General features: G+C 46.9%; 18 protein-coding genes, 1 rRNA gene and 1 riboswitch. Of the genes, 6 read left to right on the top strand and 13 right to left on the bottom strand.

Annotated elements, in window-relative coordinates:
* Positions 1 to 30: 30 nt before the first annotated feature.
* From R8N28_RS14790 to R8N28_RS14775, 4 genes are all read right to left on the bottom strand, one after another.
* Positions 31 to 498, bottom strand: coding sequence for an HAD family hydrolase (locus tag R8N28_RS14790; protein ID WP_047102511.1), 468 nt, complete (start codon positions 496 to 498; stop codon positions 31 to 33).
* 118 nt (positions 499 to 616) lie between these two features.
* Positions 617 to 1,087, bottom strand: a complete 471-nt coding sequence (locus R8N28_RS14785; RefSeq protein WP_047102512.1) for a GNAT family N-acetyltransferase — start codon at positions 1,085 to 1,087, stop codon at positions 617 to 619.
* Position 1,088: 1 nt separating this feature from the next.
* Positions 1,089 to 1,820 carry a glucose 1-dehydrogenase gene (locus R8N28_RS14780; protein ID WP_065275598.1) on the bottom strand — a complete coding sequence of 244 codons (732 nt, stop codon included), beginning with the start codon at positions 1,818 to 1,820 and terminating at the stop codon, positions 1,089 to 1,091.
* 9 nt (positions 1,821 to 1,829) lie between these two features.
* The gene (locus R8N28_RS14775) at positions 1,830 to 2,345 is read right to left on the bottom strand and encodes a GNAT family N-acetyltransferase (protein ID WP_025768771.1); all 516 of its coding nucleotides are present in this window, start codon (positions 2,343 to 2,345) and stop codon (positions 1,830 to 1,832) included.
* A 270-nt stretch (positions 2,346 to 2,615) separates the two neighbouring features.
* On the opposite strand from R8N28_RS14775, the gene R8N28_RS14770 reads away from it, so the two are divergent.
* Positions 2,616 to 3,710 (top strand): NapC/NirT family cytochrome c, encoded by a 1,095-nt coding sequence (locus tag R8N28_RS14770; RefSeq protein WP_005374302.1) that lies wholly within the window; start codon positions 2,616 to 2,618, stop codon positions 3,708 to 3,710.
* Positions 3,711 to 3,732: 22 nt separating this feature from the next.
* Positions 3,733 to 6,180 (top strand): molybdopterin guanine dinucleotide-containing S/N-oxide reductase, encoded by a 2,448-nt coding sequence (locus R8N28_RS14765; RefSeq protein ID WP_065275599.1) that lies wholly within the window; start codon positions 3,733 to 3,735, stop codon positions 6,178 to 6,180.
* Positions 6,181 to 6,250: 70 nt separating this feature from the next.
* Here R8N28_RS14765 and R8N28_RS14760 read toward each other — a convergent pair whose 3' ends face one another.
* The 8 genes from R8N28_RS14760 to thiD all read right to left on the bottom strand — a co-directional run bounded on the left by R8N28_RS14760 (position 6,251) and on the right by thiD (position 12,824).
* Positions 6,251 to 6,976, bottom strand: a complete 726-nt coding sequence (locus tag R8N28_RS14760; protein ID WP_005374297.1) for a phosphatase PAP2 family protein — start codon at positions 6,974 to 6,976, stop codon at positions 6,251 to 6,253.
* A gap of 210 nt (positions 6,977 to 7,186) precedes the next feature.
* Positions 7,187 to 7,801, bottom strand: a complete 615-nt coding sequence (thiE, locus tag R8N28_RS14755; protein ID WP_065275600.1) for a thiamine phosphate synthase — start codon at positions 7,799 to 7,801, stop codon at positions 7,187 to 7,189.
* A gap of 63 nt (positions 7,802 to 7,864) precedes the next feature.
* Complete coding sequence (gene thiM, locus R8N28_RS14750; RefSeq protein ID WP_065275601.1) at positions 7,865 to 8,656, bottom strand: hydroxyethylthiazole kinase; 792 nt, start codon at positions 8,654 to 8,656, stop codon at positions 7,865 to 7,867.
* Between the two features lie 12 nt (positions 8,657 to 8,668).
* Positions 8,669 to 9,337: a thiaminase II gene (gene tenA, locus R8N28_RS14745; RefSeq protein ID WP_005374294.1), complete on the bottom strand. Its 669-nt coding sequence runs from the start codon at positions 9,335 to 9,337 to the stop codon at positions 8,669 to 8,671.
* Positions 9,338 to 9,391: 54 nt separating this feature from the next.
* Positions 9,392 to 10,342, bottom strand: coding sequence for an ABC transporter substrate-binding protein (locus R8N28_RS14740; protein WP_005374293.1), 951 nt, complete (start codon positions 10,340 to 10,342; stop codon positions 9,392 to 9,394).
* Between the two features lie 86 nt (positions 10,343 to 10,428).
* Positions 10,429 to 11,229: an ABC transporter permease gene (locus R8N28_RS14735; protein WP_064354466.1), complete on the bottom strand. Its 801-nt coding sequence runs from the start codon at positions 11,227 to 11,229 to the stop codon at positions 10,429 to 10,431.
* Positions 11,222 to 11,977: an ABC transporter ATP-binding protein gene (locus R8N28_RS14730; RefSeq protein ID WP_064354467.1), complete on the bottom strand. Its 756-nt coding sequence runs from the start codon at positions 11,975 to 11,977 to the stop codon at positions 11,222 to 11,224. Before R8N28_RS14730 ends, R8N28_RS14735 begins: the two co-directional genes overlap by 8 nt.
* Positions 11,967 to 12,824, bottom strand: coding sequence for a bifunctional hydroxymethylpyrimidine kinase/phosphomethylpyrimidine kinase (gene thiD / locus R8N28_RS14725; protein WP_005383329.1), 858 nt, complete (start codon positions 12,822 to 12,824; stop codon positions 11,967 to 11,969). The genes R8N28_RS14730 and thiD overlap by 11 nt, the downstream gene beginning before the upstream one ends.
* A 97-nt stretch (positions 12,825 to 12,921) precedes the next feature.
* Positions 12,922 to 13,029, bottom strand: a riboswitch (TPP riboswitch).
* Between the two features lie 311 nt (positions 13,030 to 13,340).
* On the opposite strand from thiD, the gene R8N28_RS14720 reads away from it, so the two are divergent.
* Together R8N28_RS14720 and R8N28_RS14715 are read left to right on the top strand one after the other, a co-directional pair.
* The gene (locus R8N28_RS14720) at positions 13,341 to 14,726 is read left to right on the top strand and encodes a TldD/PmbA family protein (protein WP_025768780.1); all 1,386 of its coding nucleotides are present in this window, start codon (positions 13,341 to 13,343) and stop codon (positions 14,724 to 14,726) included.
* On the top strand, positions 14,726 to 16,069 hold the full coding sequence (locus R8N28_RS14715; protein WP_065275602.1) for a TldD/PmbA family protein: 1,344 nt from the start codon (positions 14,726 to 14,728) through the stop codon (positions 16,067 to 16,069). Before R8N28_RS14720 ends, R8N28_RS14715 begins: the two co-directional genes overlap by 1 nt.
* A 77-nt stretch (positions 16,070 to 16,146) precedes the next feature.
* Here R8N28_RS14715 and trmY read toward each other — a convergent pair whose 3' ends face one another.
* The gene (gene trmY / locus R8N28_RS14710; protein WP_017634347.1) at positions 16,147 to 16,746 is read right to left on the bottom strand and encodes a tRNA (pseudouridine(54)-N(1))-methyltransferase TrmY; all 600 of its coding nucleotides are present in this window, start codon (positions 16,744 to 16,746) and stop codon (positions 16,147 to 16,149) included.
* A 158-nt stretch (positions 16,747 to 16,904) separates the two neighbouring features.
* Between trmY and R8N28_RS14705 the strand changes: the two genes are divergently transcribed.
* Positions 16,905 to 17,429 carry a DUF3087 domain-containing protein gene (locus R8N28_RS14705; protein ID WP_065275603.1) on the top strand — a complete coding sequence of 175 codons (525 nt, stop codon included), beginning with the start codon at positions 16,905 to 16,907 and terminating at the stop codon, positions 17,427 to 17,429.
* Positions 17,430 to 17,968: 539 nt separating this feature from the next.
* Positions 17,969 to 18,043 (top strand): 16S ribosomal RNA (locus R8N28_RS14700); the annotation flags it as partial.

The following is an 18,043-nucleotide window of genomic DNA, read 5'->3' as shown; positions in this document are numbered from 1 at the left end:
TCTTCCTTGATTAGTGCAGGTTAGTAACGGTTAGGGGATAAGCTCAGATAAACAACGAATTTGGTTAGGAATGGCTTCGGCTGGTGCATCAGCGCCCGTTGGGTTAAACCAAATTGTGTTTACGCCCGCTTTCATCGCAGGGTAAATATCTTTGTGAGGTAAATCGCCAACCATGGTTATTCCACTTACGTTAACCCCTAACTGTTTTGCGATGGCGAGATAAAACTCAGGCTGGTTTTTAGCGATACCGAGGTTGGCAAAACAAAAATAGCCATTTAAGTATTGGTCTAAGTCGACGCGAACAAATGCACGCTGAATCTCTTCCATGTTGGAATCAGATGCACTGGTCGCAATGTAGATGGGATGATTTTGGGAAAGTATTGCCAGTGTTTCTCTGGCTTGAGGAACTGCTTCTACGTGTTCCCAATCGCACATTTTTCCTTGTGCGTGAGGGAAATCTACCATCAAGGTGTTCCCCCAATCGAAAAGATAAATCATGTTCGAATCTCCTTATCCGCACATCATATCGTCTTTTTCTAAAATCAGGGGGTAAATTGCATCGATAAATGCGATTTAGGTGGGTTTAGTCGTGAAAAGCGCTTAATTGTCGTTATCGTTACAAATGTTTCAGCATAATGCGTGAGTTAGTTTTAAAACCTTGATTATCGTAAAAGCGCTGTGCTGGCTGATTGAATTCCATCACTTCCAATCGAACTTGTGTGGCATTGGCATCGCGCGCCCATTGCTCACAGGCTTGGAGCAGTTGGCGGCCGATTCCTTGCTGCTTTTGCGCTTCATCGACAACAATTGTTCCCACGCGACAAATTGGGTCTTTGATCAGAAAACTGATGGTGTCGTTTTGGGTGATCATCGCGGTTAAGAAGCCGAGAATTTGCTGTTCGCGTTCGGCAATCAAAAAGAGTCGCTCTTTGTTCTCTAGTGCTTGTGCAAGAAATTCACGGTCAGCTTCTGAAGGCGCAACAAAGGCTTCTGGCGCATTCGCAAAATGCAGTGAATTAATTTGAAAATTAAGCTGAAAAATTCCGTCTAAATCATCGGGAATCGCTTGTCGGATATGGACTTGCATTCTATCTGCCCCCTGCAATATCGATAAATGATCCTGTGACATAAGAGGCTTCGTCACTTAATAGCCAAGCGATCGCATTTGCCACTTCTTCTACCGTGCCACCGCGTTTAAGAGGAATTTGAGGGCTGAGTCTATCTACTCGGTTTGGTTCTCCGCCGTCGGCATGCATATCAGTGTAAATGAAACCAGGTCGAACGCCATTGACGCGAATATTGCGCTCTGCCAACTCTAGCGAGAGCCCTTTAGTTAAGGTATCCATCGCGCCTTTTGATGTGGCGTAATCGACATACTCAAATGGCGCGCCTGAGCGCGACGCTCCAGAGGAGACATTCACAATTGCACCGCCTGCACTGAATCGCTTCGCCGCTTCTCGACAGCAGAGAAAACAGCTATTCACATTGGTGTTCATTACTTTCTGAAAGCGTTCCAAGCTGATTTCTGACAAAGGCGATTGAGTAAATAGGATGCCAACGTTGTTGACCAAGTGCGTCACTGCACCAAATTCACGTTCTGTTTCATCAAACAAGGAGAGCACTTGCTTCTCATCGGCTACGTCTGCGGCGATGGCAATCGCTTTGCCACCGTTTGCTTGTATTTCTGCCACAACTTGGTCGGCGGCCTCTTGCTGAGTGCGGTAATTAACGCAAACGCGATAGCCTTGCCCGGCCAGCTTTTTCGCCGCTGCGGCTCCAATGCCTCGGCTTGCGCCGGTAATGATGACTACTTTATTCAAAATACGTCCTTATTTTTGTAGTGAGTAGATTTTATCGGCGTAGGGTTTGCCACCAATTTGGTATGCGTCTGGAATGACCTCAATGAGTTCGAAACCACATTTTATCAGGACACGTTCTGACGCAATATTGCCTTCAGTGACCGTCGCGGAAAAGTGGTTGATGTTATGTGTCGAGGTTGCCCAATATAGAAGCGCTTGAAGAGTTTCTGTTCCAAACTGTTGGCCATGAAATTCCGGCAAAAGTAAGTAACCTACCTCTGCCTTACCGTTTTCAATAGCAAAGCCAGTGATGCCGATGGGTTGTTCAGATTGCTTATCGAGTATTACAAGGCAAAGCCAATGCTGGCTATTTGGGGTCCATGGTAATAATCGCGAAGCAAATTTTTCTCTTATTTCTGTTTCGCTGGGACGATCGAAACAGAGCGCAATAACCTCTTGTTCGGAGAGTAATCGTTGAAAGAGTTCCCAGTCACTGGCTTTGATGGGTCTTAATTGGCTTCTGTGCGTCTCGATGTAAACTGACATGCGTGTCCTTACTGCATCAATGTGGAGATTCAGTCTCTCATCCTTTTATCTGTTTAATCAAATAGTTGCATTCATAAAAGTGATTTATGTGGTGAATAGTTGGTTGGGTAATGGATTATTGCCATATATTCATCTTTGAGATGTAAATAACAAAATTTCATACTTGAGGCATACAGAGCAACACGGAAATGATGTGGATCAAGAGAGGACTACCCATAAAGTAGTAATTTGCGACCTATAATTACATTTTATTTGGAAGTGTTGCTAATTATGTCAATAAAAAAACGATATGTTGCACTGCTGGTTGCTGCCGGCATTGGTGTGGGCTGGTTAACTTTGGGGGGGAGTGCGGCAGTAATGCATTACACCTCAGATACTGAATTTTGTCTCTCGTGCCACTCTATGGAAACCCCTTACAAAGAGTACCAAGGCTCAGTGCACTTCAGTAATGCGAAAGGCATTCGCGCGGAATGTTCTGACTGTCATATTCCTCAAGAACCAATGGATTACCTGATCACCAAAATTCGCGCGTCGAAAGACATCTACCATGAATTTGTGACAGGTAAGATCGACACGCCAGAGAAATATGAAGCACATCGTAAAGATATGGCTGAAACGGTATGGGCTCAGTTCCGTGAAAATGATTCAGCGACGTGTCGTTCGTGTCATGATTTCGATGCAATGGAAGAGTTTGAGCAATCACGTGATGCGGCGAAGATGCACGCTTACGCGAAAGCAAACGATCAAACGTGTATCGATTGTCATAAAGGTGTGGCGCACTTTGCACCAGAAGCAGAGCTAGACAGCAAGGCATTTGAAACGTTGATGAGCTTCACCACAAAAACATCACCTAATGCCAAGGTTGTTTACCCTGTGACTGAAATCGCAATGGGTGAGATGGGTAAAATTAACCCAACGACGAAGTTGGAAGTAATCAGCTCTGAAGGCGACAACCGCACTGTTAAGTTGAACGCATTCCAAATGAAAGGCGCAGAGCAAGTGCTTTACATGGGAGAAGGTCAACGTGCCATCGTAGCAACGCTAACAGAGCAAGGCCAACAAGCGCTTGAAACTGGTGAATTTGAGGCAGATGTTTACGGCAACGAATGGCGCGCGGTTTCTCTAACTGGCGCTATTGATTCTCCAGTTGTTGACACGCTTGAACCAGTATGGTCATACGCAGAAGAGTTGGACAACGTTTACTGTGCAACTTGTCACGCGAAAATTCCTTCAAATCACTTCACAGTGAATGCATGGGGACCGGTAGCGAAAAGTATGGGTGATCGAACTGATATTTCAGCCGAGAACCTAGAAATTCTAACCAAGTTCTTCCAGCACCACGCGAAAGATGTGGTTGGTCACTAACGATAAATAGAAGGATAAGATTATGACTAATATGACCCGTCGCGGATTTCTAAAAGGCACTGGTATGGCGGCTGGTGCAATGGCATTCACTTCATTTGCACCTATGTCTGTTGCGTCTTCAAACCAGCGTGGCAAGGGCATTTTGACAGCGGGCCGCATGGGCCCAATGTTATGTGAAGTGAAAGATGGTAAGTTGGTTTCGACTACTAATGCTCTTCCACAAACTGTACCAAATAGTCTACAAACTACTGGGCCTGACCAAGTGCATACCAAGGCGCGTGTGAAGTACCCAATGGTACGTAAAGGCTACTTGGCAAACCCATCGTCGCCAGAAGGTGTGCGCGGTAGTGATGAGTTTGTGCGTGTGTCTTGGGATGAGGCTTACAAGCTGATCCACGAACAGCACATGCGAATTCGCAAAGAATACGGCCCGGCTTCTGTGTTTGCAGGCTCTTACGGCTGGCGTTCAAGTGGCGTGCTGCACAAAGCACAAACCTTGCTGCAACGTTACATGAGCATGGCGGGCGGCTATTCAGGCCACTTGGGTGACTACTCAACGGGTGCTGCGCAGGTCATCATGCCGCACGTTGTGGGCTCTATCGAAGTGTACGAGCAACAAACTACGTACCCAGTGGTATTAGTGCACAGCGATGTGGTTGTGCTTTGGGGCTTAAACCCGATCAACACTCTAAAAATCGCGTGGAGCTCAACAGACTGTGCTGGTCTTGAGTTCTTCCATCAATTGAAAAAATCAGGCAAGACGGTCATTGCGATTGACCCTATTCGTTCTGAAACCATCGAGTTCTTTGGTGAGAATGCGGAGTGGATTGCTCCTCACCCAATGACCGACGTGGCAATGATGATGGGCATCGCACACACCTTAGTGAAACAAGGTAAGCACGATAAAGCCTTCCTCGATAAATACACCGCAGGTTACGACAAGTTTGAAGCGTACCTGATGGGCGAAGAAGACGGCGTAGAAAAATCAGCAGAATGGGCATCACAAATCTGTGGCGTACCTGCGAAGCAACTTGAGCTACTGGCTGACATCTTCAGTAAAAACCGCACCATGCTGATGGCGGGTTGGGGCATGCAGCGCCAACAATACGGTGAGCAGCGTCACTGGATGCTGGTTACACTGGCAACGATGTTGGGTCAAATCGGTTTACCGGGCGGTGGTTTTGGTTTCTCTTACCACTACTCAAACGGTGGTAACCCTGCTCGTGATGCTGGCGTACTTCCTGCGATTTCGGCATCGCTGGGTGGCGGCTCTTCTGCGGGGAACGACTGGGCGGTGTCTGGCGCGGTGCAAAGCTTCCCTGTAGCGCGTATTGTCGAGGCGTTGGAAAACCCAGGTCAATCCTACCATCATAACGGTCATGAACTGACGTTCCCGGACATCAAGATGATTTGGTGGGCCGGTGGTGCGAACTTTACTCACCACCAAGATACCAACCGCTTGATTAAAGCATGGCAAAAGCCTGAACTGATCGTGATTTCAGAGCCTTACTGGACGGCGGCTGCGAAGCACGCGGACATTGTTCTGCCAATCACCACATCGTTCGAGCGTAACGACTTAACGATGACGGGTGACTACAGTAACCAACACTTGGTGCCAATGAAGCAAGTGGTTGAGCCGCAAGGTGAAGCGCGTAATGACTTCGATGTATTCGCGGACATGGCAGAGATGCTAGCTCCGGGTGGCCGTGACGTATACACTGAAGGTAAAACCGAAATGGAATGGCTGTACGGCTTCTACAAGGCGGCGCAACAAGGTGGCCGTGGCTCTCGCGTAGCAATGCCGAACTTCAGCAAGTTCTGGGAAGATAACCAACTGATCGAGATGAAGTGGAACGAGAAGAACGCACAGTTTGTTCGTTACGCAGATTTCCGTGAAGACCCGATCATGAATCCACTCGGTACACCAAGTGGTAAGATCGAAATCTTCTCGAAAACCATTGAAGGTTATCAGTTGGAAGACTGTCCTCCACACCCAACGTGGATGGCACCAACCGAGTACACTGGCAATGCAAAAGACGGCGAGTTGCAGCTAATGACCGCGCACGCAGCGCATCGTCTACACAGCCAGTTTAACTACGCGAAGATTCGCGAAGAGTACGCAATTGCAAACCGTGAACCTATTTGGATTCACCCTGAAGATGCGAAAGCGCGTGGTATTAAAACGGGCGATTTAGTTCGTGCGTTTAACAACCGTGGCCAAGTATTGGTAGGTGCAGAAGTGACTGACCGAATCAAGCAAGGTTCAGTGTGTATTCATGAAGGCGGCTGGCCGGATCTGGATCCGAAAACCGGCATTTGTAAGAACGGCGGTTGTAACGTGTTAACGTTGGATATTCCGACCTCTCGACTTGCAAACGGCTGTGCGGCGAACTCGGCGCTGGTTCGTATTGAAAAATACACTGGCCCAGAATTAGAACTAACAGCGTTTGAACCACCAAGAAATGGTTAGAAAAAAGTAGCGTTTTAAAGCAAGAAGCCAGCGAATCGCTGGCTTCTTTTTTATCTAGTAATCGTTCACATTAGCGCGAAGCGAGAGAAACAAATGGCATCTGTTTCTTAATTTGAAATGTCGGGAGTAAAGTAAATACAATCGCGACAAACAAGACTGAGCCTATTAAATCTTCAGGGCGATGCATCCCCAGCCATAAGCGGCTATATGCGACGCTCATTCCCCACATCCATAATGACAGTGCAGAGATATAGCACTTGTTCTGTAAGAACAACCCGCCAAAGAAAGCCAAACAAATCGAAACGAAAATCGTATGGCCGGATGGGAAAGAATAGTCTTTCTCGCCTTGCCAATGGCGCGTTCGCCAATCACTGACGTGTTCAGAAATCTGGTTAATTACGTTGGCTTGCTGCTTTGTATCCAACTGATAAAACGCGTCTGGGTGCTCAATCAATTGTTCTGCTGCGAGCAATTCCGTGTAGGGACGCGGGCTTTCTGTCATCAGTTTTAGCCCCGTTTTGCTGGCAAAACCAATCACCAGTAACAACCCTAACATTGAGAGTTTTTGTATCCACTCAATGCGACTTGGTTTAAAGCGAAATAAAGAAAGCAGTAGCAGTGTTAACGTAATTAAAAAGCCTTTGCTACCAGCAGAATCTGTGAGCAAAGTAAAAGTAATACCCAGACTTTCCGGCACCTGTGAAGTGAGATTGTGATAAGAGCCAAACAGCGACATTGGGATGATGCCAAGAACAAACAAGGCGAGCATCATCAATCCATATTTTTTGGTTTTCATTGAGAGCGTTTTGTTTTTATTGAGGGTTATTCAACCACGTGAAAATAAGGGGCTTATCTTACGTTATCTGGCGTGAAAAACTTATCAACGCTCTGTCAATTCGAGCGTGAAAGTGACATTGCAGCTCTTCGTTGTGAAAGGAGAGGTTGTTGAAAGTACTGAAAGGCAAACGCGCTCATCCATAAGCGCTTTGTTCAGGCGTGAGCAAGGTTAGCTCATCAACCCTAATAAATATTCTGATGCGGCTTTTGGATCTTCTGCGTGGCAAATCGCTGAAACCAAAGCTAAGCCATGAACACCAGTGGCGCTGAGTTGCGGAATGTTACTTTCGTTAATGCCGCCAATGGCAACAATCGGCAGTGAAGTCGTCTCTAACGCCATCTTCAAGCCATCAATACCCCAGAACTTCTTGGTGTTGGTTTTGGTCGGCGTCGCGAAGATTGCGCTCAAGCCGATGTAATCAATCGGAAGAGAGTCCGCTTCTGCAAGCTGCTCTTCATTTTCGATGGATAAGCCGAGGATTTTGTTTGGTCCAATCAACTCACGAGCGATAGTTGCGGGCATGTCTGATTGCCCGAGGTGAACCCCATCGGCATCAACTGCCAGTGCAACATCAACGCGGTCATTGATGATCAAAGGCACATTGGTATCTTTAAGGATGTCTTTCACGGCTTGAGCACGTTCGATAAACGCACGCACATCGCCGTGTTTTTCGCGGACTTGTACCATGGTGACCCCACCTTCTACCGCCTTTCTTACAACGTGTTTGAGAGTGGATAAATCTTGTTGGTCGTCGGTGACCAAATACAAACGATAGGTGTTCATTGTGTTTCCTTTCGCCTCCCACTTTCGTTGGAGTGAGAGGCGTTTAAAGCATTGAGAAGAGATTTATCTCACTTGTAATTTAAGGCGTGTTGCCAGTGTTTCTTCATCCAGTTGGTAAAGATCATCCAAAAGATGCATTTGCAAGCTACCTGGCCCTCGCGCTTGCTCAGCCGCAATTTCACCCACAACGCCCAGTACCGCCGCGGCAGCAAGTCCGGAGTGATCACCAACAGCAGCGAAAGCACCCGTCAGTGCCGTTAGTGTGCAGCCCATTCCGGTTACGTATGGCATCATCTCGTGACCGTTGTTTAGCTGCACAGTTTGCTCTTTCGTGATGATGTAATCAGTCTCGCCAGAAATCACCACACTTGCACCATACTCTGAAACTAAGAAGTTCGCTGCGCCAAGTGCTGCGTCGCTGCTGTCTAACGCATCGACGCCTTTGCTTTGTGCTTGTTCGCCAGCGAGACCGATGATTTCTGAGGCGTTACCACGAATGATCAACTTGTCGGCAAGGCGTGCGATCTCACGTGATGTCTCGGTACGTAGTGAGCTTGCTCCGCAACCGACAGGGTCGAGTACAACGATTTTACCGTTGGCATTGGCTTGCTCTACGGCATAGCTCATGCGCGGTGTCCAAACGCTGTCTAGGGTACCGATGTTGATAACCAGTGCGCCAGCGAACGACATCATCTCTGCCATCTCTTGTTTGGAGTGCGCCATGATTGGAGAAGCGCCGATCGCTAATAGTGCGTTTGCTGTGTTATTCATCACCACGTAGTTAGTGATGTTGACGACTAACGGCTTTTGCTGGCGTACTGCGGTTAATGCTTGGGTGATTTGTTCAATTAACATGAGACTCTCCGATTAATCTTGCTGAGCGTTCAGACCTTGTTGCCAGAATGCTACTTCCATACGCGTTGCGGTTTTGAATACCTGAATCAGGTTTTGACCGCGCTGGCTGTTGATATCAATTTCTGCTAGCAACTGATTAAAGTGTTCTGCCCCTTTTGCGACACCAGATTGGAATTCCTCACCACCGTAGAGGTTGATCCAACTTGCATATGGGTTGCCTTCGATTACGGTCTTTTCATCTTCAATCAGCACCTTACCGATTACGGCATAACCGATGGAGCATGGCGCTAGTGCCGCGTATAGATCAACAAGATCGCCCGTCATGCCAGCATCTAATACGTAACGGGTGTAAGCCACAGTGCCGAAATCTTCTGGCTCGTTTTCTAAGTCGGATTCTGTCAGTCCCCATTGCTCACAGTAAGTCACGTGGTGGGCGATTTCAGAATCGAGCAATGCGTGTACGCTTGGTAGGGCACGGCGCATGTCATCCAAAGTACGTGCTTTGTAGATCGCTAATGCGTAAGCTCGTGCGTACTGCTTTAGGAAAAGAAAATCCTGCTTTAGGTAATGCAGAAAACAAGGCTGAGCCAGAGTGCCTTGCGCCAATTGCTGCACGAAAGCATGCTCAGTGTATTCTTGCCAATCTTGGCGGCAAGCGTCGATCAAATCTTGGTATTTCATTATGAGTATCTCGTTATCAAAAGACCCTAGGCTTAGATCCTAAGGTCAGTAGAATTAGTCAAAGCTCGGTACGTAATCTTTCGCTTTTGGCAGTGTTTCGATGATGTTTTGTGAATACATGAACTGCGCATAATCATCGTAGCGTTTCAGATCTACTGCGGATGGACGAAGAGCGAAACGAGTTAGCGTGTCGTTCCAAGCGCGTTGGTTAAGCTCGTTGTTGAGCGTGTCTGGTGAATAAGCCACGAACTCTTTCCACGACTCTTTTGGATGGTTAACGATGTAAGTGGTCGCTTGCTCTAGTGCTTTGTTGAATGCCTTGATGGCTTCTTTGTCGTAGTTTTTTGCATTGGCTACGAAGACTAACTCGTCATACGCTGGCACGCCGTGTTCTTCAGGGAAGAAGGCCTTAGCTTTATAACCTTCTAGTGCCAGTTGGTTGGTTTCGAAGTTACGTAGACCGCCCCAAATCGCATCCACCTTGCCAGACGCAAGAGACGAAGACAGCGCCCAACCTACGTTGATGATTTGTACGTCAGAAAACTTCACGTTTTCTTGCGCTAGCATGGTGCCGATTGTCGCTTCTTCGTTGCCTGCGATCGCAATACCGATCTTCTTGCCTTTTAAGTCGCCAAGGTTTTCATTCTTACCGTTGTCCAACACCATCAACGTGTTGAGTGGCGTAGCAATCAAAGTCGCAGAGCGGATTAGTGGCAAACCAGCCGCGACATCGATGGTTAGGCTTGGTTGGTAAGAAATCGCCATGTCGACTTTACCCGCCGCGACCAACTTAGGTGGCGTGCTTGGATCTGCCGGCTCCTGAATGTTGACCTTCAAACCTTGCTCTTTGAAGTAACCACGCTCTTTGGCAATCACGATAGGACCATGGTTTGGATTGACGAACCAATCCAACATCAGTGTCATCTCTTTTTCAGCGGCAAGAACGTTGGTTGATACCACTGAAGCGAGTAGAGCAGCAGCGCTCATAAGTTTGTTTTTATTCACGGGGTTCTTCCTTTTCTTTCCCAATTTTCTTTGGTTATTTTCTGTAATTATTTGCTTTCCCAATTTTCTTTGGTTATTTTCTGTAATTATTTGCTTTCCCAAGGGATGGCTTTTTTCAATAACTTATCGGTGATGAAGTAGAGTGAGATAGACAGTACGGCGAGGATAAACAGCGCCGCAAACATCTCGTCAATGATCATGCGAGCGTTGGCTTGGAGCATCAGATAACCCAAGCCTTCGCTTGAACCTACCCACTCACCGACCACTGCTCCAATTGGCGCAATAACGACGGCAACACGAATACCTGAGGCTAAAGTTGGTAGTGCGGCTGGCAATTGAATATGACGAAGTAGCTGCCATTTAAACGCGCCCATGGTCTTGGCAAGGTCGAGGTAACCTGTTGGCGTATTGCGCAAGCCGTCATAGCAACATGTCGTGACGGGGAAAAAGATGATGATCGCCGCCATGACTACTTTTGATGCAATGCCGTAACCCAGCCAAAGCATGAGCACTGGCGCGATGGCGAACACAGGGATCGCTTGGCTAGCAATCAGAATAGGCAATAACCAACGCTTCAGCGGCTCGAACATCAGCATTTGCAATGCGAACAGCAAACCCATCGATAATCCAAGCGCCAAGCCAAATAAGATCTCTTGCGCGGTAACCCAAGTATGTTTGAGCAGGACATCGTAACGAGTGACCAATCTATCCAGCACTTCAATTGGTGAAGGTAAGATGAAGCTTGGCATGTCGAATATCACCACGACCAACTGCCACAATCCCAAGATCACCGCTGTGCTGATAACTAAGCGCAGAGCCGGATGGGTCACGCGTTCTTTTTTACTAATACGTGCCGAAACGGAGTTGTACTGAGTCATATCACTCATAGTCTTTCTCCAATTGATCCAAAATCGCTTGTTGAAGCGCGGCGCACTCTCCATCGAGAACTCGGGGCGGCTTGGAGTCTGGAACGACCAAGTGCTGAGCTTGCGCAGGTGTGCCTTGCAACACATAGAGTTGGTGAGCTAATCGCACCGCTTCTTGTGGGTCGTGGGTAATCAGAACAACCGTCTTATCTTTCAGCAATTCGGCAGACAAGGTTTGCAACTTATGACGAGTAACCGCGTCCAGTGCAGAGAAAGGCTCATCCATCAGAACTAGAGGCTTGTCTTGCATCAGAGTGCGAGCAAGGGCAACACGTTGTCTCATGCCGCCAGAGAGCTGAGCTGGCTTAGCATCCGCGTAATCGGCGAGTCCCACTTGGCTTAGTAAAATCAGTGCACGTTGTCTATTTTTCTCTGGTGCTTGCTCTTGAGAAAATCGAGAACTGAGGCAGACGTTGTCTAACACATTCAACCACGGTAGCAATAAATCCTGCTGAGCCATGTAAGCGATACGGTCATGCAGTGCAGCGCCATCCGTTGTGATGAGTTCGCCATGCCAGTCAACTTGGTCATCCAGCAGGCCAGCTAAGTAACGCAATATTGTGGTTTTCCCGCAGCCACTTCGTCCGAGTAATACCGTCCATTTACCGACGGGAATGGTCATGTTCATTCCTGCTAAAGTCGGTGTTTGGCTATCTTTGTATCGCAGACTAGCATCGGAAAGCTGAATGCCAATCGCGTTAGCGAACATAAGTATGACCCGCAAAAAAGTGGTTCACAGGGCCATGGCCTTTACCTACATCCAATTCATCAGCGTGTGCGATAGCTTGGCTGATGTACTGCTTACCCAGGTGCACCGCTTTGTGTAGGTTGTTGCCTTGGCCAAGATAAGACGCGATAGCAGAAGACAGCGTGCAGCCTGTGCCATGAGTGTTTTTGGTTGGAAAGCGTTTAGCGCTGATTAACTCGGCACTGTCTTGCATGATAAGCAGATCGTTGCTGTTTTCATTTTCTTCAAGGTGACCGCCTTTGAGCAGAATAGCTTTGGCGCCAAGCGCACGAAGGTCGGTAATCATATCGTTCATTTCAGATTCTGATTGAGGCATTGGCTTACCCGTCAATGCTGCGCCTTCGGGTAGGTTAGGGGTAATGATGTCTGCGAGCGGAATCAATTCTTCTTTTAAAGTGCTGATTGCCGACTGTTCCAGTAATAGATCACCGCTAGTGGCCACCATTACAGGGTCAATCACGAGGTGTTTTGGCTGGTATTGCTTAATTTTGTCTGCAACGACTTTGATGATGTTGGAATCTGCCAGCATGCCCACTTTGACTGCAACGATGTTGAGGTCGGTAAATACTGCATCAAGTTGGCTCTCTACATGGTCGAGAGGAATGGGGAAAATCGCAGAAACGCCTTGGGTATTTTGCGAAGTAATCGCCGTGATTACCGAGCAAGCAAAACTGCCGGTTGCGGACATCGCTTTGATGTCGGCTTGAATACCTGCACCGCCACCACTGTCTGAGCCCGCGATGGTCAATACGATAGGGGTAGGCAAGGCTGGCGTGTGATGTGAATGAGGTTGTGATTGCTGCGTCATGGTCGCTCCTACTACAAGACGTATAGGAACTGACTTTGACCGTTGCAGATAGATCGATTTTTCGATCGCTATCGCTTACCTAAGAGGGGCGACGAAAGGCAAAGTGTGCATAGTTCCCTACGTCAGTGCTAACTGAATCAGGTTCAACGGGTCTCGAATTTCGATCTCAGCCAACACTTGTCGTGTGGCCCCCCGACTATTTCGTTCGGATGATAGCAGGACCATTGCGGAAGGGATACGTTTTTTGAGCGTAATTATAATGAGTATTCAATTATGCGAGGTGAGTGATAAAGTAAGCACCTAAATGGTTTGCTGGGTGGAATTTACTAGTGCAACGCTCTGGTGAATGAGCAGAACCTGGAATATTTAATAAATAATCGTGGTCTCGTTAAGCAAGGATTAGCACAAAACAAGGTTAAAAAACTGTTAAAATTTAACGTATTGCCAATTTAACTTTGTTGAACTTTTTCACAGTTAATTAGGATGGCTAAGACGATCATCGAGCAAGGAGACTTCATGCTTAATTCTGTAACAGCGAAGTCAGTGATCGATCATGCGCTCTTTTTGGGGGCTGATTTCGCTGAACTATTCGTTGAACATCACCAAACCAACACTGTCCAGATCGCATCTGGTGAAGTGGATAAGGTTAACTCGGGTATCGATTTTGGTATCGGTATTCGTCTTTTTTTCGGTCATAAGGTGCTTTACGGTTACACCAACAGCACAGATGAAGCCGAACTAAAGCGCGTAACCTCGCTGCTTGCTGCAAAAGACAAGCGTGAGCAAATCGCGTCAGCGGGTTCTTTGAATTTGAACCGCTACCCAATCCAACATGGTTGCCGCATGCCACTAAGTAAGGATGCTAACCTAGATTCAAAAATCGCGTTTCTATTGAAAGTTGACCAAGCCGCACGTGCTGAGAGTGAGCATATCAGCCAGTTTATTGGCAGCGTGCTTCAGCGTGAACAACAAGTGTCTATCTTCAACTCAGAAGGTCTACACGTTGACGATACTCGTCATTACATCCGAGTTGCTGGTAATACCGTCGCTCAAAAAGGTAATGAGCAGTCTTCTGGTATGGAAGGTCCTGGCGCTCTTGCTGGTTGGGAATTCAGTGAACAGCTTGATGCCAAAGAGCTAGGTCAAACTATCGCGCAACAAGCGTTGGTAAAACTTGGCGCGGATGCTTGTCCATCGGGTGAAATGCCAGTGGTAATTGGTAACGGCTTTGGCGGCGTAATCTTCCACGAAGCGTGTGGTCACTTACTAGAAACCACTTCAGTTGCGAAGAAAGCTTCAGTATTCCACGACAAGATGGGCGAAATGGTTGCTCACACCGCGGTGAACGCAGTCGATGATGGCACCATGACCAACGAATGGGGCTCGATTCACGTTGATGATGAAGGTATGAAGACTCAGCGCACTCAGTTGATCAAAGACGGTAAGCTAACCAGCTTTATGGTCGATAAAATGGGTGGCATGAAGACAGGTTACGAACCTACGGGGTCTGGTCGTCGTCAAAACTACAAGTTTGCACCAACCTCGCGTATGCGTAACACCTTTATCGAAGAAGGCGAGCATTCACTTGATGACATGCTGGCAGGCATCGAGCGTGGTATCTATGCGAAGAAGATGGGTGGTGGTTCGGTTCAACCGGGTACGGGTGAGTTTAACTTTGCTGTTCGTGAAGCTTACCTCATTGAAAATGGCAAAATCACCAAACCTCTGAAAACAGCAACGCTGATCAGCACGGGTCCAAAAGTGTTGAAAGAAATCAGCATGGTCGGCAGAGACATGGCGCTTGCGCCGGGCATGTGTGGTTCAGTAAGTGGTTCAGTACCAACAACAGTCGGTCAGCCAACGCTGAAAGTCGATAACATTCTGGTAGGAGGCGGTAACTAATGAGCCAAGAACAACAACTTCTCAATGCGGTTGATTACGTCCTATCAGAAGCAAAACGCCAAGGTGCAGAAGCGGACGTCATTGTAAACCGCAACAGCAGCTTTTCTCTGAAAGCGAACCAAGGAAAGCTGGATGAGTACAAAGTAAGTTCAAGCCAAGTGCTGGGTGTTCGTGTTGTGAAAGATGCGCGTGTTGCAACGAGCTATTCTGAGTCGTTAGAACAACCAAGCTTAGATTTGATGCTGACTAATGCACTGCAAAGCGCTCGTTTTTCCAAGCAAGATGAACATCAGACCATTAGTTGTGTGAACAGCCAAATCACGACTGACGTGGCTGAGATTGCTCAAGAAGACACAACTTCGGTTGATGAAAAAATTGAACTGTCTCTCGCACTTGAGCAAGGCGTAGTGGCTCTGCCTCACGCTTCTAGCGCACCTTACAATGGTTACAGCGATGGCGAAACACAACTGATCATTGCCAATACTCAAGGCACATTGTGTCAACACTTCGAGCGCTCGTTCACTTGTTACGCGTATACCTTGTTTGAAAAAGACGGCAAACAGTCAATGGCGGGTAGAATGTCACTTGGTCGCCGTTTTGATGAGTTGAATCCAGCTTACTGTATAGAAGGTGGCTACAACCTTGCTCGTGATCTTCTGGAAGGCGCTCCGGTTGCGACAGGTAACTACCCTGCTATTTTCCACATCAATGCGCTAGCAAGTTTATTCGGTGCTTTCGGCAGTGCTTTCTCTGGCGTAAGCGCGATGAAAGGCATTACGCCACTGGGTGACAAGCTTGGTCAACGTGTTGCGAGTGATTTAATTACCTTTACTGATACGGCTTACATGCCAAATGGTATGGCAATCGCGAGTTTTGATAGTGAAGGCTTCGCTACTCAAGATAATGTCATGATTGCTAATGGTGAGTTGAAAACCTTGCTACATAACAGCCAGACCGCAAGTTACTTGGGCGCAGTCTCGACAGCAAGTGCCGCTCGCGGTGCAAAATCGAGCCTAGACGTATCAGCGAATCACAAAGTGATTGCGACGGGTAACAGCAGTGCGTCAGAAGTAAAAGCGGGTGAGTACCTAGAGTTAGTCGAACTTCAAGGTGTCCATTCTGGTGCGGATGCAGTGAGTGGTGATTTCTCATTTGGCGCGAGTGGTTTCTTGTGCCGTGATGGTAAGCGCATTCAACCAGTTCGTGGGATCACGGTAGCGGGTAACTTCTACAATATGCTGCAAGAAGTTGAGGCTGTAGGTGATACTCAGCTAATTAACGATAGCCGAACTTTCTTCTCGCCAGACGTTCGTTTTGCTCGTTTGAGCATTGGTGGTAAGTAAACTTAGCATTACTATAGAAACAAAAAGAGGACTCAATAGAGTCCTCTTTCATTATCTAGCAACGTGTGCGCGAATAACTAGAATTCGCGTATGTCCAACTCATTGTGGATCAATACTACACACTGAGAAGCGAAAAGCATCTTAGGACCTAAGCTGATCTTCTCTGTGCCAAGGCGCTTTAAGCTGTTGAACGACTTCTTCGGCATCGGAATGTGATCGGTTAGTAAGAAACATGGATTTTCACCAATTTCTGCGTCACGAACAAATTCGCCTTTCTTGTCCAACATATAAAGTTGGTGGTCTTCCGCCAGTTCTTGCACCAAGCGTTCAAAGCTCACTGTACGAACCGTAATACCGGGTTCAACTTCACGAAGCTGCTCTTTACCCATACCAACCGAAGCATCCAAAGCGCGAGCCACTGCTGCAATCAAGGTTGACTCATGGAAGCCGCCAATGTTGGTGATGTCGTTGGAGCGAATAGTAATGGTGCGTGAGAAGTCTTTTGTGCTTTCCAAAACCAAGTGAACAACCACATCTTCACGGTGTGATTGAGCAACGAACATAGTGTTCATCATGGTATGAGCAAGAATCTCTGTATGCGCTTCATTACCAACACCTTCTAACAGTGCTTTGCTGGTGGTTGGCGCCGCGCGAGCTCGTAAAACAAAAGAGCGCATGAATTTAGCCTCTATATAGGAAGAGTGAATGCGCGGAAGTATATACCCAAGCAGGGAAGGGATGCGAGTTTAATAGCAAATGTGAACTTACTTACAAAGCTTCGATTGTCGTGCGGAGTGCGCTGGTTAAAATAGAGGTAACCTGTTAGGAGCGGTATATGGAAATCAAACAGATAAATAAAGACATTTATAAAAAGAAAGTAAACCTTGTGATTGGCGGTTTTGTTGCGTTGCTCGCCATCTCCTCTCTTGCCTTTAGTACCTTGTTGATTGTTTTGTTTGGCAACACTGAAGTCGTACCAGAACAATCAACGGGCAATTTCCATTGGAATTTGATTGGTGTCGTTCTCGCAGTTGCAACTTCCCTCTCTTTATTGAATCACATTAAAACTCGACCATACATGGAAGAAGTGCTGTACGTTTGGAAACTCAAGCAACTGCACAACAAAATCTTTCGTAAACTAAAAAGCATTAAAGCAGCCGCGAGCAATGACAATGTAAAAGCGCTCAATACGCTTAAGTTCTATTACACCACGCAACGCCAAGTGTTTGAGTTAGACAACAACACACTGACGATGAGCAGTGTAAATAAAGAATTGGAGGCTATCGAGCAAATCGAAGCGGCGCAATCACTGGATCTTGATATCACCAGCTTTGAAGAGTCTTGGATAGACACATATTGATTGCCTATTTGCTACTTGAAGTTAACAACTGAGTGCTAAAAATAAGCGTTTGAGTGAGATTTAATCATTCGACGCTTTTTTTTGAATTTTTTTCTGAAAAGGGGTTGCTAAGAAAAATCATCTCCCTATAATGCGCCTCCGTTGTCTGGGCAAAGCGGAAACGCAAAAGCGGTTGGCAAGAAGGCGAAAGAAAAAGCTTCTAAAAATTAATTTAAAAAAGTGTTTGACACTAAGAATTAATTCCTTAGAATACGCCTCCGCTTCGATAGCAAAGCTTACGAAGCAAGCTCTTTAACAATATAGACCTATCAATCTGTGTGGGCACTCGTTGATGATAATCCAATTAGAAATTTCTCTTAATAAAGAGCGGTTTCAAATTAGGTTTCAATGAAACGAAGTGACCAATCAAGTCTTCGGACTTGGCACAGTCAATTCATTATCGTTCTGTTGGAACGATAATAGCTTTAAAATTACATCAGTAGTTTTGAAGTCAGTATTCATTGAGCCTCTCCCTATTTATTTAGGGAATCAAAAACTTTAAATTGAAGAGTTTGATCATGGCTCAGATTGAACGCTGGCGGCAGGCCTAACACATGCAAGTCGAGCGGAAACGA

It is taken from the genome of Vibrio sp. Vb1554 (assembly GCF_033344235.1).
Note: the sequence above shows the minus strand (reverse complement) of the source record. Positions and strands in the feature narration are given on the sequence as shown.

Coding starts and splice junctions, on each gene's coding strand:
- R8N28_RS14790 (WP_047102511.1), bottom strand. CDS start 498: ATGATTTATCTTTTCGATTGGGGGAACACCTTGATGGTAGATTTCCCT.
- R8N28_RS14785 (WP_047102512.1), bottom strand. CDS start 1,087: ATGCAAGTCCATATCCGACAAGCGATTCCCGATGATTTAGACGGAATT.
- R8N28_RS14775 (WP_025768771.1), bottom strand. CDS start 2,345: ATGTCAGTTTACATCGAGACGCACAGAAGCCAATTAAGACCCATCAAA.
- R8N28_RS14770 (WP_005374302.1), top strand. CDS start 2,616: ATGTCAATAAAAAAACGATATGTTGCACTGCTGGTTGCTGCCGGCATT.
- R8N28_RS14765 (WP_065275599.1), top strand. CDS start 3,733: ATGACTAATATGACCCGTCGCGGATTTCTAAAAGGCACTGGTATGGCG.
- R8N28_RS14760 (WP_005374297.1), bottom strand. CDS start 6,976: ATGAAAACCAAAAAATATGGATTGATGATGCTCGCCTTGTTTGTTCTT.
- thiE (WP_065275600.1), bottom strand. CDS start 7,801: ATGAACACCTATCGTTTGTATTTGGTCACCGACGACCAACAAGATTTA.
- thiM (WP_065275601.1), bottom strand. CDS start 8,656: ATGTTAATTGAACAAATCACCCAAGCATTAACCGCAGTACGCCAGCAA.
- tenA (WP_005374294.1), bottom strand. CDS start 9,337: ATGAAATACCAAGATTTGATCGACGCTTGCCGCCAAGATTGGCAAGAA.
- R8N28_RS14735 (WP_064354466.1), bottom strand. CDS start 11,229: ATGAGTGATATGACTCAGTACAACTCCGTTTCGGCACGTATTAGTAAA.
- R8N28_RS14730 (WP_064354467.1), bottom strand. CDS start 11,977: ATGTTCGCTAACGCGATTGGCATTCAGCTTTCCGATGCTAGTCTGCGA.
- thiD (WP_005383329.1), bottom strand. CDS start 12,824: ATGACGCAGCAATCACAACCTCATTCACATCACACGCCAGCCTTGCCT.
- R8N28_RS14720 (WP_025768780.1), top strand. CDS start 13,341: ATGCTTAATTCTGTAACAGCGAAGTCAGTGATCGATCATGCGCTCTTT.
- R8N28_RS14715 (WP_065275602.1), top strand. CDS start 14,726: ATGAGCCAAGAACAACAACTTCTCAATGCGGTTGATTACGTCCTATCA.
- trmY (WP_017634347.1), bottom strand. CDS start 16,746: ATGCGCTCTTTTGTTTTACGAGCTCGCGCGGCGCCAACCACCAGCAAA.
- R8N28_RS14705 (WP_065275603.1), top strand. CDS start 16,905: ATGGAAATCAAACAGATAAATAAAGACATTTATAAAAAGAAAGTAAAC.